A 16,403-nucleotide genomic window follows, 5' to 3' on the forward strand; every position below is an offset into this window, starting at 1 on the left:
AAGTATAAAAAAGTGCAAATTTATTTTGGTAAAACGAAAAACCGCTTTATATTTGCACCCGTAATGAGTCGCCAGCGTAGCTCAGTTGGCTAGAGCAGCTGATTTGTAATCAGCAGGTCGTGGGTTCGAGTCCCTCCGCCGGCTCAACATAAAACCATCACTTTTAGTGGTGGTTTTTTATTAAAATAAGCAGTAAATTTATTTTGGAAAATACAAAAATCCACTTTATATTTGCACCCGTAATGAGTCGCCAGCGTAGCTCAGTTGGCTAGAGCAGCTGATTTGTAATCAGCAGGTCGTGGGTTCGAGTCCCTCCGCCGGCTCAACGTAAAAACATCACTTTTTTAGTGATGTTTTTTTTTTGGAATAAAGTCAAAAAATGAAATTCCAAAAAAGGCGAGTTATAAATGGAATGAATTTTTAACGTAAAGCACGCTAATATTTAATTTTGCTTTACGCATAGAAAACACAAAGTTCACAAAGCTGGTTCGACACAATCCCAATAGCTATCGGGATTGTGACTTTATGTTTTTATAAAACCAGGCATATATTTTTGTTAAGTATAAAATTGTCATTTCGATTTTATAATAATGCCAGATCTTTTTTTTCGGAGCTAATCCTGTTATCCGTTTCAATCTTTTATGGCTCCCGTCCCGAAGTTTCGGGATCGGGTAATGTCATTAAGTTAAGGGAAATCTATAAAATTACTTAACAGTTTAATCAAGAAAGTAATTAGAAAAATCCGTTTTTATCAGCGTTTTCGCTTTAGCGAATCAGTAAAATCTGCGTCTAATTTTGACGCGGATAAAACAGATTTACTTCGTAAAAACGCGGATAAAAACGGATTTGATTTGCAATGATTTTATTTTTTAAAAGCTTAACTTAATGACATTGCCCGATCTCGTCCCGATCCCGTCCCGAAGTTTCGGGATCGGACGGGATCGGGACTATCAGGCTACGGCATTCATTTTTACAAGAATGTTTTCGTTCAGTTTGTCATTTCGATCCCGAGGCTTCGGGAGAGAAATCTCACGCGGGATTCGACAAACATTGGCGATTTTGATTGCGTCCCGAAGCTTCGGGATAGTGCGATTTCTCTCCCGAAGCCTCGGGATCGAAATTGACAAGATTGAAGCAGAATCTTATAAACCCGACAGTCCCGAAGCCCAATGTCATTAAGTTAAGGAAAAATGCAATGTAACAATTTGTTTTTGTTCCATTCGGAACATTTCATTGGTAGCCCCCAATAAATACGCCATTTTTTCACGTTCCTTAGGAACGTTTGATTTTATAAATAATAATTGGTAAAAACATAAACAGATTATATATACAATTTCTCAAACGTCCCAATGGGACGATGTTTCTCTCGATGCATTTTTTTCTACCGATGAAATGTTCCGATGGAACAAAATCTAAAATATCTTAACTTAATGACATTGCCCGAAGCCTCGGGATAAAGCCTGTCGGGTTTGGAAAGCTAAACGAAAATACTCTTATGTAAACGGTTGCCATAGCCCTGATAGAAGTGGAAATCCTTTTGTGTAATGAAATGGAACAAAAGATTGAAACGGATAGCAGGAAATAGCTCCGAAAAAATAGTTGATTTTATGTAATTTATCATTTCGAAGCAAGGACAAGATTGTGTTTTAAAATCTAAAACAAAACTGTACTTGTTCGAAAAATTGTATTTTTGTAAGTATCTTACATCGTTAAATATGTTTCTTACATATTGCCGTTATTACACTTAATCATTATCTTTGAATTATGAGCACACTAGCAAAACCAAATCATATAGGGCGAAAAATAAGCCGTATTCGTGAACTTCGAGATATGAAACAAGAAGCTTTGGCGCAAGCTTTAGGGACAAACCAACAAACAGTTTCGGCTATTGAAAACAGTGAAACAATTGACGAAGATAAACTTGTAGAAATTGCAAAAGCTCTTGGTGTAACTGCAGAAGCAATCAAAAATTTCTCGGAAGAAAATATGATTAATTATTTCAACACATTTAATGACACTGATTTTAGCAATAGTCAAGGAGCTTTCAGTCAAAATCATCAGTGCTCATTTAATCCACTTGATAAAGTTGTAGAACTTTACGAACGTTTAGTTCAGGTTGAAAAAGAGAAAAATGAATATTTAGAAAAATTGCTAAAGGAGAAATAGGTCTTTTTAATTATTGCTGTTATTACACTTAATCATTATCTTTGAATTATGAGCACACTAGCAAAACCAAATCATATAGGGCGAAAAATTAGCCGTATTCGTGAACTTCGAGATATGAAACAAGAAGCTTTGGCGCAAGCTTTAGGGACAAACCAACAAGCAGTTTCGGCTATTGAAAACAGTGAAACGATAGAAGATGCTAAACTTGTAGAAATTGCAAAAGCGCTTGGTGTAACTGTAGAAGCAATCAAAAATTTCTCAGAAGATGCAGTTATTAATTATTTCAATACTATATATGACAATGATTTTAGTCATAGTAATGGAGCAATACAATCAAACAATTGTTCCTTTAATCCATTAGATAAAGTCGTAGAGCTTTACGAACGTTTGGTTCTTGCTGAAAAAGAAAAAGTTGAATATTTAGAAAAATTACTAAAGGAGAAATAGTCTTTTAATAAAACATATATCAATAATAAGAAAGAGGTCTATAAGGACCTCTTTTTTGCATTATGAAATTATTGGAATTTGGAATTTATTTAGATGGATATTATAACAATGTTTTTCTTATGTTTGTTGCTTAACCAAAAAACATAATAAACATGGAAGAAACTTCTGTATTTGAAAAATTTGAGTTGCAGTTAGACCAAACTGCAAGAGACTTTTTGAAAGAAACCGCAAAATGGGCTTATATCTTATCGATTATAGGCTATGTAGGAATTGGGCTTATGCTTTTATTAGCTGTTTTTGCAGGAAGTATTTTTTCGTCAATGGGAAGTGCTATGCCGGGAATGGGCGGATTGGGCGGTTCTTTTGGAATAATAATGGCATTTGTGTATGTTTTTATTGCAGCTATTTACTTTTTCCCGATCTATTATCTAAATAAATTTGCCGTAAATGCCAAAAGAGCTTTTAGAGATAACGATTCTGAAGCATTAACCAATGCTTTGGGATATCTAAAATCACACTATAAATTTATTGGTATTCTAATGTTGGCTATCATGGTATTGTATGGACTTATATTTGTGGTTGCAATTTTGGGCGCTTTGTTAGGAAGATAAATTAAGAGACAATGTGTTTTTGAAATCAAAGATTTATATAACAAAAAGAGGTTGCCTGTTTTCAGGCAACCTCTTTTCGCATAAATAGGATTAATTCTTTATGTCGAATGATTTTTTTAATTTGATATTTGTTTAGTGTATTTTGGAAGGAATATTATCGTCCAAATTTTTGATGGGCAGCTGTAAATTGTCCCGCTGACATGGCTGCCATAATTGAAATTTCACCTGTTAAACATAAGGCAATTGCAATTTCGGCAAGTTTACCGCTTTTTCCCGGACCGTAACAATCTATTAATTGTAAGCATTCTTTTTGTGTGGGAAAAGAGGTTCCGCCGCCAACTGTTCCTACAATTATATTAGGCATTGTGATTGCGCAATATAAATCTCCATTATCATCGATTTCTATTCTCGTAATAGCAGTAGAAGCTTCACCTGTACAAGCTACGTCTTGTCCGCAGGCAATAAATAAAGCGGCAATAGCATTGGCTGGATGCATACCGGTACCTATACTGCCACATTTTACAGCTCCTGAAACATTTATTCTCCATTGCCGATATAATAGTTGCGGAGTTGTTTTCAATACAGATTGGACAACTTCTTTTAGTAATGTAATTTCGGCAGTTATTTTTCTTCCTCTAACGCGCTTGGTTAATGAAGTTGCTTTTTTATCTCCGGAAGTATTACCTTCGATAGTCCAGAAAACTGGCTCAACGGGACAGTTGGCTACGATGTACTTGCATATTTTATCAGTACATATAGTAGTCATGTTTTGACCTGACGCATCACCTGATGTATATTCGAATTTTATGATAAGAATATTTCCTTCTATATTTATACCTACATCATTTAGTATTGCATAATTACTGGACTCTCGGGTTATTGTAGCAAAAGTTTCTTTGTGTTCCAGAACCCACGATACAAATTTTCCAAGATCAATTAGGTTTTTAAATTTAAAAGTAGGTGTTCTTTGTAAGCCTTCTTGCAGAGTGATAACAGTAATTGCTCCGGATTCTCTACAGGCTTTTGCGCCTCTACTGTAGGATGCAAGCAGAGTTCCTTCAGTAGTAGCCATAGGAACATAGAAAATTCCCTGAGCGTTACTGCCATTAATTACTAATGGCCCGATAATTCCGGTGGGAATTTGGCTCATTCCTATATAGTTTTCAATATTGCCTTTTAGGCTTTCATTATCGTCAAATATTTTATCTCCGGCTAGATAATCAACATTTGTTTTTAATTGTTGTCGAATAAAATTTAAACGCAATTTTTGACCATTTAAGGTGTACGGATCCTGTAAAGGAATTTTTTGTGATTCTAAAATAGGTTTAGAATGGTATGATTCTATTTTTTCGATCGTAGAGGAATCGATAAAATCATACTTTGCACGACTGATAATGCTAGGTGGATTCTTCATAAGATTATTGTTTTATGAAGCTAAGTTATTACAAATAAAAATTGTATTGCTGAAATTTCTGACGTTTTTAATCGGAATTATCTAAGTGTCAATATTTTGTGGTTTTAATGTCAATATTTTAAAAAATGGGCAATAAAAAATCCTGTTCTAATAATAAAACAGGATTAATGTATTTATGACACTACAACTTTTTGGGTTTAAGTTGTTGGTTTTTAGTATTGTATGTTATTTTTTATTGCTGTTTTTTAAGGTCGGCAATGTATTTTGTTAGCTTTTTTCCATAAAGTGATTGAGCTACTTTTGGAGTCATTGATTTTTCAATAGTATCAAGAAATTTGATGTTAATGTCATAAATTTCCGCTAAAGCAATATAAGGTGCTATTTCGTGATCTTTGTTATTGATAGCAAAGTTTGTAGCATATAGATATTTTCTTTTGATATTTGAAGATTGTTTTGCGTCAATACTATCAACCGCTTTTTGATCTTGTCTTTTTAAAGCTTTAAATCTTGGTTCAACCAAAGAAAGATTTTCATCAATAAAACGAGAATTTATTTTTTGATATTGCTCGTACAATTCCTGATTTTTAGATCCTGTGATTTTAGCACTGGAAATAAAATTGTCCAAATTAGTATCAATGTTGATGTTTCCTGCCTCTGCAAAAAATAAGATGTTATTGTCTAACGAATTGGTTACTCCGCGATCCAGGAATAAATACAGCATTTCAGGAGATTTTAATTTTATATCGCTTTCAAAGGCTGAATTTCCGTCGATTTTGATGCTGTCAATAGCAACAAGAGAAGTGTCAACAATTCTCTGAATATATAAAGTTCCTTTTTTTAATCCTTTTATATTTCCGGTAATATGTAAGTTGTCAGCCGATTCTTTTTTGCTACAAGATGCTAATACAGCGAGAGTAACAAAGGCAATAATTGATTTTTTCATTGGGTTTTTAGATTTTGCTGCAAAATAAAGAAAATAGTTTGAATGTATAGAAGTAGATGTTAAATTTTGCAAAAAATAAATCCCAATCTATTTTTAAATTGGGATTTATGTTATTTATAGAAGAAAATTCTGTTACATTCCTAAATTGTATACAGTTCCATTTTCGTGAGTATAGGTGTATTTGCTATCACAATCGTTGTTTCCAAAATCAACAACTCCGTTTAAAAATCCTCCCTGAACTTTTAGTTTTCCTTTAGAAACAAACATACAAGAATATTTCTTTACCAATGTTTCCAGAACGGTCAATGTTAAAGTTCCTCCTTTTTCAGAAGTTACAGTGTGATTTCCGTCAATCATTTCATATACATTATCATCTAATAAAAAAGGAGTATCAACACCTGCAGTCTGTTTTATAGTGTGTATGCCAGAATTTGTAAAGATTCTTCCCTGTGTATCGGTAAGTTTTCCATTCGTTACTTTTCTAGTCCATTGTGGTACAGTTGGAACGGTTGTAGTGTTGGTGTATTCAATAGTTCCTTCCAGTTTTAATCCATTGATCGAATAGTCAATTCTTTCGATTGTCATTTTACTTCCGGTAGTAGTTACAGGACCGGTAAGTGTAATTTTTAATTTTCCTTTTCGTGTAAGTTGGTTGGTTGTACAGCCTGCAGTTCCAAAATCTACAGTAAATACTTTTGGGTAAGTATCTGTTGTTGGAGATACTGTGATTGTAGCGCAAATTCCTGCTGGTGGAGTTTCGGTTGTTTTTCCGGTTGAAGCAGTTGGTGTTGTTACAAGTAATCCTGTGCTAATGTCCATTTCGTTTGCGGCGTCAATCGCAACAGAGGCTCCAACTGCGGTTACATCCGTTTGTTCAACAACGCTGTCATTGTTAGAACAAGAAATATAAGTTAGTGCTGTTGCACAAACTGCTAGAAATAAAAAGATTGGTTTTTTCATAATGGTTTTTGTTTATGTTAGATAAAAGGCATTTCAAATGTAGCAAAAAAAATGAATTGCAATAAAAAAATCCTATCAGCTAAACTGATAGGATTTTACAGCATATTTTTATTTTTTAATGTTTCATTCACTTTTGCAGTAAAACAAAAAGTCCCGTAAGTTAAACTTACAGGACTTTTTAATAGTATAGACTTATACAGTCGGAAATCTTATTTAATCATTTCAAAACTTCTTTTTACAAAAGCAGTCAAAGCTTCCCCTTTTAATAGGTTTTGCGATAATTTTGCTAAGTCTAAAGCTTGTTTTACCAAATGTTCCTGATGTGTTTTGTCTTCAGTATTTAAAATGTTTGTTGCCAAATCAGAATTGGTATTTACAACCAAGTTATACATTTCAGGCATATTTCCCATTCCAAACATTCCGCCACCGCCAGACTGACTCATTTCTTTCATTCTACGCATAAATTCCGGTTGCGTGATAATGAACGGAGCAGCTTGACTATCCATAGCTTCCAATTGTACAGAATATGCTTTTGGAATATAAGCTTCTAATGAAGTTTTTAAAATTTCTTTTTCTTCATCAGATAATTTAGAAATCGTGTTTTCATCTTTTTTGATTAAATTATCAACATGATCAGAATCTACACGAACAAAAGTTACATCTTTATTATCACCTTCGATTTTTTGAATCAAGTGCGAGATAATTGGTGAATCTAAAAGTAAAACTTCGTATCCTTTTTCTTTTGCTGTTTCAATATAAGAGTGTTGTGCATCTTTGTTTCCAGCATAAAGAACAACCAATTTTCCGTCTTTATCTGTTTGATTGTCTTTTAACTTCTCTTTTAATTCTTCAAGAGTAAAGTACGTATCGTCAACTGTTGGATATAATACAAACGCACCAGCTTTTTCGTAGAATTTATCCTCAGAAAGCATTCCGTATTCCAGAACGATTTTAATATCATTCCATTTAGCTTCAAAATCAGCACGGTTTTCGTTGAATAAAGCTTTTAGTTTATCAGCAACTTTACGAGTGATATAGTTAGATATTTTCTTAACCGCACCATCAGCTTGTAAACCGGAACGAGAAACATTCAAAGGAATATCAGGAGAATCAATTACACCTTTTAGCATAGTCAAAAATTCAGGTACAATTCCTTCTACGTTATCTGTAACGTAAACCTGATTTTGGTACAATTGAATTTTGTCTTTCTGAATTTGCATGTCTGAACCTAACTTAGGGAAATACAAAATTCCGGTTAAGTTAAACGGATAATCTACATTTAAATGAATGTGGAATAATGGATCTTCAAATTGCATTGGATACAATTCTCTGTAGAAACTTTTATAATCTTCATCAGATAATTCAGTTGGCTGTTTCGTCCAGGCTGGATTAGGGTTGTTGATGATATTGTCAACTTCAACTTCTGTAAAAATATTATCTACATCTTCGGGAGCAACTTCTTCACCCTTTTTTTGCTCAATTTTTTCTTTTTTTGTTCCGAATTTAATTGGAATAGGCATAAACTTATTATACTTATTCAATAATCCACTGATTTTAGAATCTTCTAAAAATTCAAGAGAATCTTCGGCAATATGCAAGATGATTTCTGTACCACGTGAAGTTTTGTCAGCAGGCTCTAAAGTAAATTCAGGGCTTCCGTCACAGGTCCAATGTGCAGCTGGCTCATCTTTGTATGATTTTGTAATGATTTCTACTTTCTCTGCAACCATAAATGCAGAATAAAAACCAAGACCAAAATGACCAATAATTCCAGAATCTTTAGCAGAATCTTTGTATTTGTCAAGGAATTCTTCGGCTCCTGAAAAAGCAACCTGATTGATGTATTTTTCAACTTCATCAGCTGTCATACCTAAACCTTGGTCAATGATGTGGATTTTTTTTCCTTCCTTATCAATTTTGATTTCGATTATCGGATTTCCGAATTCTACTTTAGCTTCGCCAATACTAATTAGGTGTTTTAATTTTAAAGTAGCATCAGTTCCGTTTGAAATTAGCTCACGCAAGAAAATTTCGTGATCGCTATACAAGAACTTTTTGATTAAGGGAAAGATGTTTTCTACCGAAACATTAATTTTACCTGTTGTCATATTTATTTTAATTTTTAGTTTAATGTGATGATACTCATTTCTTCAAATAGAATACCAATTGTTTTTTGGGTGACAAAATGGCGTAAGTGTTAATTTTGAAAGAAAATAATTAGATTTTGGAACCCAAGATATTCCTATGAATTGTATCTTTGTGGTATAATGATTGTTAAACGTGTCAGTATTAACTTAAAAAAAATGTACAAAATGAAGAAAGTTATTTTCATTTGCATGATCGCCACGATGTTTTTCGCGTGTAAATCAGCTTCGTCTACAACAGCTTCAACTGAAGCAACTACGCTATCGACTAAACTTGACAGACCTACTCAAGTAGCGCTTAAAGGAAATTGGGTGTTAACCAATGTTTCTTACCCTGGTTCTGAATACATCAAAGTAAATTCTTTTGATCTTGCAGATTCTAAATGTTTTATTGGAAGTACATGGAACTTTATTTCAAATAATAATAAAGGGACTATGACTCTGACTGCGCCAAGTTGTACCGCTTTTACTTCTCCAATTGTTTGGAGTATAAACAATCAGGGGCTTTTAGTACTTAAAATTGTAGATCCGGGATTGAAATCCAAAAATGTAAAATCAGGATATTTACTTAAAGTTGCCGGATTATCAGATAATTCATTTCAGTTAATCGACAATATTAATGTTGGTGGACAAGTTAAGGATGTAACTTACCAATTTCAAAGAGCTAATTAATATAAAAATATATAAGATGAGAAAGATATCAGTTTTAGGTTTAAGCAGTTTACTTGTATTAAGTAGCTTTTTTATAAGTTGCGATTCGGTAAAGAACGCAAATAATACACAAAAAGGTGCTGGGATAGGAGTTGCTGCAGGTGCTCTTATTGGAGGTATTTTAGGAAATAATTTAGGTGGACATAATGCTGCTTTAGGTGCTGCAATTGGTGCTGCCGTTGGTGGTGGAACCGGTGCGCTTATTGGAAACAAAATGGACAAGCAAGCCCGTGAAATCGATCAGGCTTTACCTGGAGCTTCTGTAGAAAGAGTAGGGGAAGGAATTCACTTAACATTAAATGAAAATTCTGTTCGTTTTGATACTAATAAATCAACTTTGACTTCTACAGCAAAAGCAAATTTAGATAAATTAGTTCCTGTATTTAACGAGTACGGAGATACTGATATTCAAATTTTTGGTTATACTGATAATACAGGAAAACCAGAATATAACCTGACACTTTCAGGACAAAGAGCTGCTTCTGTTCAGGCTTATTTAGTTTCAAAAGGATTAAAATCAAGCCGTTTCAAAACTTCTGGTTTAGGAATCGCTGATCCAATTGCAACAAATGATACTCCGGAAGGAAAAGCACAAAACCGTCGTGTAGAGTTTTCAATTACTGCAAATGACAAAATGGTAAATGATGCTAAAGCACAATCTGGAAAATAAGTTTTCAAACGCAATAAAATTTCTTAAAAGCTGTTTCGTAATTGAAGCAGCTTTTTTTGACTTTAGAAATTAAACATTGTAAATTTGGACTTTCAAATACAACCCATGCTCGACATTCAAAATATTTCTTTTTCGTATACCGAAAACCCTGTTATAAAAAACGTTTCTTTTACTATAAATAAAGGCGATAATATTGCCATTATAGGGGAGAGCGGCTGCGGAAAAAGTACGCTTCTTAAATTAATGTACGGTTTATATGATTTAGATGAAGGCAAGATTTTTTATAATGAAAAGCCCATTTTAGGTCCAAAATATAATTTAATTCCCGGAATGCCTTATATGAAATATCTGGCTCAGGATTTTGATTTGTCCCCTTTTGAAACTGTAGCCGAAAATGTTGGGAAGTTCCTTTCGAATGGTTTTGCAAACATGAAAAAACTTCGTGTTCAGGAATTATTAGAGATGGTCGAAATGGAATCATTTTCTAATGTAAAAGCAAAATTTTTAAGTGGAGGACAACAACAAAGAGTAGCTTTAGTAAGGGTTTTGGCATTAGAACCGGAAGTGATTTTGCTGGACGAACCTTTTAGCCAAATTGATGCTTTTAGAAAAAATGCTTTACGCCGAAATTTATTTCGATACTTAAAACAAAAAGGAATTACCTGCATCATCGCAACGCATGATAGTACAGATGCTTTGTCATTTGCAGATGAAGCGATTGTAATGCGCAACGGAGAAGTTATTGTAAAAGGTGATCCAACTAAAATCTACGAAGATCCGGAAACTAAATATGTAGCATCACTTTTTGGAGAAGTAAATGAAATTCCAACGCATTTATTGGTTCCTTATGAAGATGAGACGCATAAAACTTTGGTTTATCCGCATCAGTTTAAAATGGTTACAGAGTCTAATTTACCGGTAAAAATCAGAAGAACTTATTTTAGAGGAAATCATTTTTTGATAGAAACAGTTTATAAAAGACAACTGGTATTTTTTGAAAGTGAAATCGATTTGCCTCTTGAACAGGAAATATTTCTAGGTTTAAATTATCTATAATTAGAGAATGTGCCAATTAAAAAATTAGATAATTCTTTTATCTATAAAATGACAAACCCGATAGTTTAAAAAACTATCGGGTTTGTTGTATAAATTAGTTCTTGTTATTAGTTTTTCAAATACTTCTCTAAAAATTGATCTTGTTCCCAAAGTAAATGTAGAATATTTTCTTTAGCCACATAACTATGTGCTTCTTTAGGTAAAATCACCATTCTTGCAGGCGCTCCTAAACCTTTTAAAGCCTGAAAATAACGTTCAGTCTGCAAAGTAAAAGTTCCCGGATTATTATCGGCTTCGCCATGAACCAATAAAATTGGAGTTTTCATTTTATCCGCATTCATAAACGGAGACATTGCATTGTAAACATCCGGAACTTCCCAGTAATTACGTTGCTCGCTCTGGAAACCAAACGGAGTCAAGGTTCTGTTGTAAGCACCACTTCTTGCAATTCCGCAGGCAAATAAATTAGAATGCGTTAATAAATTAGCCGTCATAAAAGCGCCATAAGAATGTCCTCCAATAGCTACTTTTTTGCGATTAATATAACCTAAAGCATCAACTGCATTAATTGCAGCTTCGGCATTATCTACCAATTGAGAGATAAAGTTATCGTTAGGTTCCGTAGTACCTTCGCCAATAATTGGGAAAGCGGCATCGTCCAGAACCACATAACCTTTAGTTACCCAATACACAAAAGATCCGTAATAAGGAAAAGTAAATTCGTTTGAGTTTTGAGTTGATTGTCCAGCACTATTTCGGTCTTTATATTCTGCGGGATAAGCCCAGATCAATAATGGTAGTTTTTCTTTTTTTACTTTATCATAACCAGCCGGAAGATATAAAGTTCCGGAAAGTTCCAATCCATCTTTACGTTTGTATTTGATCACTTCTTTGCTAACATCTTTAATACTTTCAAACGGATTTTTGAAAGTTGTAATAGGAGTTAAGCTGTTTTGTTTTTTAATATTTCTAAAGTAATAATTCGGATATTCACTTTTAGACTGAATCTGAACCAAAACTTTACCAGATCTGAAATCCTCAATTTCCAGTAGATCTTCTTTTTTATCTTTATAAGAAGAAGTATAAATACGTTTGGATTGTAACGTCTTTAGATTGAACTCATCTATAAAAGGAAACTGACCGTTTTTAGTATATCCGTCACCAATTCTGTAAGTATTATCTTTTTCTATCGCAAGAACATATTTATTATATTCATTCTTTTTTGTTTCAAAAATACCCGGATCCGAATAAACATCTTGTTGATTTCTATCTGTAACTACTTTTGCTTGCTGGCTTGGATTTGAAGGATTAATTAAATACGTTTTGGTATTACGGGTATCATACCATTCATCCTTAATAAAAGCAATATTGTCATTACCCCAAACAACATCAGAATAACGCTGAGGTGTTTTTACCAATGAAGTTGCATCGGTTGTAAAAGGGGCATCCCAAAGAAAAACTTCATCTCTAAAGTCGACTTTGTTTGCCGGATCACCTTCGTCAAGAGCTGCAACATACGATAAAGTTGCAGGTTTGTCATTTCTCCACGCCATTTCTCTTTTTCCTTTTCGAACTGCCATAAAACCTTTAGGGATAATTTCGTTCAACGGAACTTCATTAACCGTTTTAATTTCTTTTCCTCTTATGTCGTAAACAATTGACTTAGATGGAAATCTGCTTAAAGGAACAACGTATGAAAATGGTTTCTGAATTGTAGTCAACATAATGTAGTTGCCGTCAGGAGAGATTTTTTCTCCCGCAAACATTGCAGCTTCTTTAAATAAAACGGCATTTCCGTTAATGTTTACTTTGTATAATTCAGATGTTATGATGTTTTCGAAATTAACTTCGTCGTTTTTGTTTTTCAACATATCAGGATACGTTCTGTTTTGAGATTTTTCTCCGGAAGTATTAGAGATAATTGGTCCGGTTGGTAAATCTTTTTTAGAATCTAAAAGAGGTTTTCTATCCTTTGGAAGCATTTTTACCAAAATAGTTTCATTGTCTAAAAACCAGCTAAACGGATTCCCAAGATTTGCATTTACAGTCGCTTCTGTCAATTTTGTAGCTTGCGCCGATGCAACATCCAGTACCCAAAGTTCAACACCTGAAGCTGTTGTATGCGAAAACAAAATCTTCTTGTCGTTTGGTGACCAAAGGATGTTACTTATCTTAGGATTGTTTGGCAAACCGGTAACTTGAATTTCGTCTTTACCACTTATCTTTCTTAGTTTAAGATTGATAATATAAGTAACCGTGCTCGAAATATTCGTAACAGGATTGATTCTTAAACCTCCTAAACGAAGTTCTTCCTGATTTAAATCGTCTAATGTTTTATAGGTATTCCCGTATGATAAGAGTATATTTTCTTTTTTAGTATCCATTGATACTGTCGGAGCTCTTTCATAATCGGCTAAATCTAAAATTGATTTAGATGGTTTTTGATACGTTAAGTTTTCTTGAGCAAAAGCGAAGAAACCAATATTTAAAAATAAGAATAATGTAACCTTTAATTTCATAATTTGAATTTTAGGGGTTTGAAAAAGTGGTACTCATAAATGTTTGTCTAAGGTAGTTTACTCTTGTTACATTTTATGCGTTATTTTTCATACTTTTCATTGTTTTGGGGCAAAAACTGATTTTTCAAAAGAGAACTTACTTTAATAGGTTTGATAATTAAAGTATATTAAATTGCTAATTACGAAAAAAAGAGTAATTTGTACCCTTATGTTTTAAACAATACTTAAATTTGCAATCCAATTTTTTAACAAATAATAAAAGAATATGTATCATTCAAAAATAACGGGCTTAGGATATTATGTTCCTTCAAATGTTGTGACCAACGATGATTTGTCCAAACTTATTGATACCAATGATGAATGGATTCAGGAGCGAACAGGAATTCAAGAGCGCAGACATATCATTCGTGGAGAAGATACCACAACAACGATGGGAGTAAAAGCAGCTAAAATTGCTATAGAACGTTCTGGCGTTGCCAAAGAAGATATCGATTTTGTAGTTTTTGCTACATTAAGTCCGGATTACTATTTTCCAGGGCCTGGAGTTTTGGTACAGCGTGATTTAGGATTGAGAACTGTAGGAGCATTAGATGTTAGAAATCAATGTTCAGGATTTGTTTATGCAATTTCTGTTGCAGATCAATATATTAAAACCGGAATGTATAAAAACATTTTGGTGATTGGTTCAGAGGTTCATTCAACAGGATTAGATATGACAACCCGCGGACGTGGAGTTTCGGTAATTTTTGGAGATGGAGCAGGAGCGGCAGTTTTAAGCCGTGAAGAAGATTTGACAAAAGGAATTTTATCAACACACTTACATTCAGAAGGACAGCATGCGGAGGAATTAGCTTTGCAGGCACCTGGAATGGGAGCACGTTGGGTAACGGATATTTTAGCTGATAATGACCCGAATGACGAAAGTTATTATCCTTATATGAATGGACAATTTGTATTTAAAAATGCAGTAGTTCGTTTTGCTGAGGTAATCAACGAAGGTTTAGAAGCAAATGGTTTACAAGTTTCGGATATCGATATGTTGATTCCGCATCAGGCAAATTTGAGAATCTCACAATTCATTCAGAATAAATTCAAATTGACGGATGATCAGGTGCATAATAATATCCAGAAATACGGAAATACAACTGCAGCCTCTATTCCAATTGCTTTGACAGAAGCTTGGGAACAAGGAAAAATCAAATCAGGAGATACAGTTGTTTTGGCTGCTTTTGGTAGTGGTTTTACCTGGGCAAGTGCTATTATTAAATGGTAAATTAATTCATCTTGCATTATATTTTAAAACCTGCTCTTTTGGAGCAGGTTTTTTTATGCACATTTGTCAGGCTGAGCGAAGTCGAAGCCCCCGTTCCAATTGTTGAGCCTTTGCTCAGGAAGACATATTAAAACGTGGATAATAGTATCATCCGTATTTATTGTTTGAAATATTTTTCTTACTTTTAAATTTGTTAATCAGAAAATCAAAACTTATTCTAATTTAAAGTAATCACAAAATGAAAAGATATTATGTCTATATTTTAAAATGCTCCGATAATAGTTATTACACTGGAGTTACAAATGATATAGAGAGGAGATTAAATGAACACAATTTTGGTTTAAATAAGGAAAGTTACACTTATAATAAAAAGCCACTTGAATTAGTGTTTTGCACGGAGTTTAATGATGTAAATCAGGCTATTTTATTTGAAAAACAAGTAAAAGGTTGGAGTAGGAAAAAGAAAGAGGCAATTATAGCTGATAATTGGGAAGATTTGAAAAAGCTATCAGAATGTTTGAACGAAACTCACTTTAAAAATTATAATAAAAAGAAGATTTAGTAGTAAATTTGCCTTCGACTTCGCTCAGGGTGACACTTAGGTTTTAATGAATACTTTGTACTCAATATTTGTCAGTCTGAACGAAGTCGTATTGTCAGGCTGAGCGAAGTCGAAGTCCCTGTTCCAATTGGCACGCCTTCGACTTCGCTCAGGATGACAGTAGATTCCGAATAAGTAGATTAGAAGTGCCTTCTTTTAAAATAAAAAAATGAAAAAAAATCAATTAGAAATAGCCTGTTTCAATTACGAATCGGCAATAATTGCACAAGAAAGCGGTGCAGACAGAATTGAACTGTGCGAAAATATGCAACTTGGCGGAACAACTCCTAATTATATTCTAGCACTAAAAGTAAGAGAAAATATAACAATAAAAATGCATGTCATCATAAGACCTCGAGGTGGAGATTTTGTTTATACCGATGAGGAGTTTACAGAAATGAAACAAGACATAAAACAATTTAAGAAATTGGGAGTTGATGGGTTTGTTTTTGGAATTCTGAATTCTGATGGCAGTGTCAATAAAAAGCAAAACCAGGAATTGGTAAATTTAGCAAGTCCGCTGTCGTGTACTTTTCATCGTGCTTTTGATGTGGTTAATGCTATAGAACAAGGGCTGGAAGATGTAATTGCTTGTGGTTTTAGTACTATTCTAACTTCTGGCAGAGGAAAAAATGTTGAAGAAGGAATTGACGATTTGGAAATGATTCAGAAACTTGCCAAAGACAGAATCGAGATTATGCCTGGCGGAGGTTTGCGATCCTCCAATATTAAATTATTACAGGATAAACTGGAACCAACTTTTTATCATTCATCGGCTATAACAGATAATTCAGAAACTGCAAATCCGGAAGAGATAAAAGAATTAAAAGACTTTTTATAAAATATCAAATAAAAAAGCCTGGAGTTGGCATACTCCAGGCTTTTCTT

14 protein-coding genes and 2 tRNA genes are annotated in these 16,403 nt (G+C 33.6%); 11 read left to right on the forward strand and 5 right to left on the reverse strand.

The genetic code is table 11. From position 1 onward, the window contains the following. The first annotated feature begins 70 nt into the window (after positions 1-70). The 5 genes from EAH81_RS12535 (at position 71) to EAH81_RS12555 (ending at position 3,224) form a co-directional block, all read left to right on the forward strand. Positions 71-144 (forward strand) — tRNA-Thr (locus EAH81_RS12535). Between the two features lie 105 nt (positions 145-249). Next, a tRNA-Thr gene (locus EAH81_RS12540) sits at positions 250-323 on the forward strand. A 1,441-nt stretch (positions 324-1,764) separates the two neighbouring features. Further along, positions 1,765-2,166 carry a helix-turn-helix domain-containing protein gene (locus EAH81_RS12545; protein ID WP_140507479.1) on the forward strand — a complete coding sequence of 134 codons (402 nt, stop codon included), beginning with the start codon at positions 1,765-1,767 and terminating at the stop codon, positions 2,164-2,166. Between the two features lie 48 nt (positions 2,167-2,214). After that, positions 2,215-2,613 (forward strand): helix-turn-helix transcriptional regulator, encoded by a 399-nt coding sequence (locus EAH81_RS12550; protein ID WP_140507481.1) that lies wholly within the window; start codon positions 2,215-2,217, stop codon positions 2,611-2,613. Positions 2,614-2,765: 152 nt separating this feature from the next. Then, entirely contained in the window at positions 2,766-3,224 is a 459-nt protein-coding gene (locus tag EAH81_RS12555; RefSeq protein WP_140507483.1) for a hypothetical protein, read from the forward strand. A 154-nt stretch (positions 3,225-3,378) separates the two neighbouring features. Here EAH81_RS12555 and EAH81_RS12560 read toward each other — a convergent pair whose 3' ends face one another. The 4 genes from EAH81_RS12560 to htpG form a co-directional block, all read right to left on the reverse strand. Next, the gene (locus tag EAH81_RS12560) at positions 3,379-4,638 is read right to left on the reverse strand and encodes a hydroxymethylglutaryl-CoA reductase (protein WP_140507485.1); all 1,260 of its coding nucleotides are present in this window, start codon (positions 4,636-4,638) and stop codon (positions 3,379-3,381) included. A gap of 232 nt (positions 4,639-4,870) precedes the next feature. Then, the gene (locus tag EAH81_RS12565; protein WP_140507487.1) at positions 4,871-5,581 is read right to left on the reverse strand and encodes a DUF4369 domain-containing protein; all 711 of its coding nucleotides are present in this window, start codon (positions 5,579-5,581) and stop codon (positions 4,871-4,873) included. Between the two features lie 132 nt (positions 5,582-5,713). Continuing rightward, entirely contained in the window at positions 5,714-6,541 is an 828-nt protein-coding gene (locus tag EAH81_RS12570) for a hypothetical protein (protein WP_140507489.1), read from the reverse strand. A gap of 209 nt (positions 6,542-6,750) precedes the next feature. Next, entirely contained in the window at positions 6,751-8,649 is a 1,899-nt protein-coding gene (gene htpG / locus EAH81_RS12575) for a molecular chaperone HtpG (RefSeq protein ID WP_140507491.1), read from the reverse strand. 204 nt (positions 8,650-8,853) lie between these two features. Between htpG and EAH81_RS12580 the strand changes: the two genes are divergently transcribed. The 3 genes from EAH81_RS12580 to EAH81_RS12590 all read left to right on the forward strand — a co-directional run bounded on the left by EAH81_RS12580 (position 8,854) and on the right by EAH81_RS12590 (position 11,122). Next, entirely contained in the window at positions 8,854-9,357 is a 504-nt protein-coding gene (locus tag EAH81_RS12580; RefSeq protein WP_170214134.1) for a lipocalin family protein, read from the forward strand. Positions 9,358-9,373: 16 nt separating this feature from the next. Then, the gene (locus EAH81_RS12585) at positions 9,374-10,066 is read left to right on the forward strand and encodes an OmpA family protein (RefSeq protein ID WP_140507493.1); all 693 of its coding nucleotides are present in this window, start codon (positions 9,374-9,376) and stop codon (positions 10,064-10,066) included. Between the two features lie 105 nt (positions 10,067-10,171). Continuing rightward, complete coding sequence (locus EAH81_RS12590; RefSeq protein WP_140507703.1) at positions 10,172-11,122, forward strand: ABC transporter ATP-binding protein; 951 nt, start codon at positions 10,172-10,174, stop codon at positions 11,120-11,122. A gap of 107 nt (positions 11,123-11,229) precedes the next feature. On the opposite strand, the gene EAH81_RS12595 is transcribed toward EAH81_RS12590, so the two are convergent. Next, positions 11,230-13,641 carry a prolyl oligopeptidase family serine peptidase gene (locus EAH81_RS12595; RefSeq protein WP_140507496.1) on the reverse strand — a complete coding sequence of 804 codons (2,412 nt, stop codon included), beginning with the start codon at positions 13,639-13,641 and terminating at the stop codon, positions 11,230-11,232. Between the two features lie 265 nt (positions 13,642-13,906). Between EAH81_RS12595 and EAH81_RS12600 the strand changes: the two genes are divergently transcribed. The 3 genes from EAH81_RS12600 (at position 13,907) to EAH81_RS12610 (ending at position 16,356) form a co-directional block, all read left to right on the forward strand. Further along, positions 13,907-14,914, forward strand: a complete 1,008-nt coding sequence (locus EAH81_RS12600; RefSeq protein WP_140507498.1) for a 3-oxoacyl-ACP synthase III family protein — start codon at positions 13,907-13,909, stop codon at positions 14,912-14,914. A gap of 238 nt (positions 14,915-15,152) precedes the next feature. After that, positions 15,153-15,476 (forward strand): GIY-YIG nuclease family protein, encoded by a 324-nt coding sequence (locus EAH81_RS12605; protein ID WP_140507501.1) that lies wholly within the window; start codon positions 15,153-15,155, stop codon positions 15,474-15,476. Between the two features lie 208 nt (positions 15,477-15,684). Next, positions 15,685-16,356 carry a copper homeostasis protein CutC gene (locus EAH81_RS12610; RefSeq protein ID WP_140507503.1) on the forward strand — a complete coding sequence of 224 codons (672 nt, stop codon included), beginning with the start codon at positions 15,685-15,687 and terminating at the stop codon, positions 16,354-16,356. Positions 16,357-16,403: the final 47 nt, after the last annotated feature.

It is taken from the genome of Flavobacterium pectinovorum (assembly GCF_006438875.1).
GTDB classification, from domain to species: Bacteria; Bacteroidota; Bacteroidia; order Flavobacteriales; family Flavobacteriaceae; genus Flavobacterium; species Flavobacterium pectinovorum_A.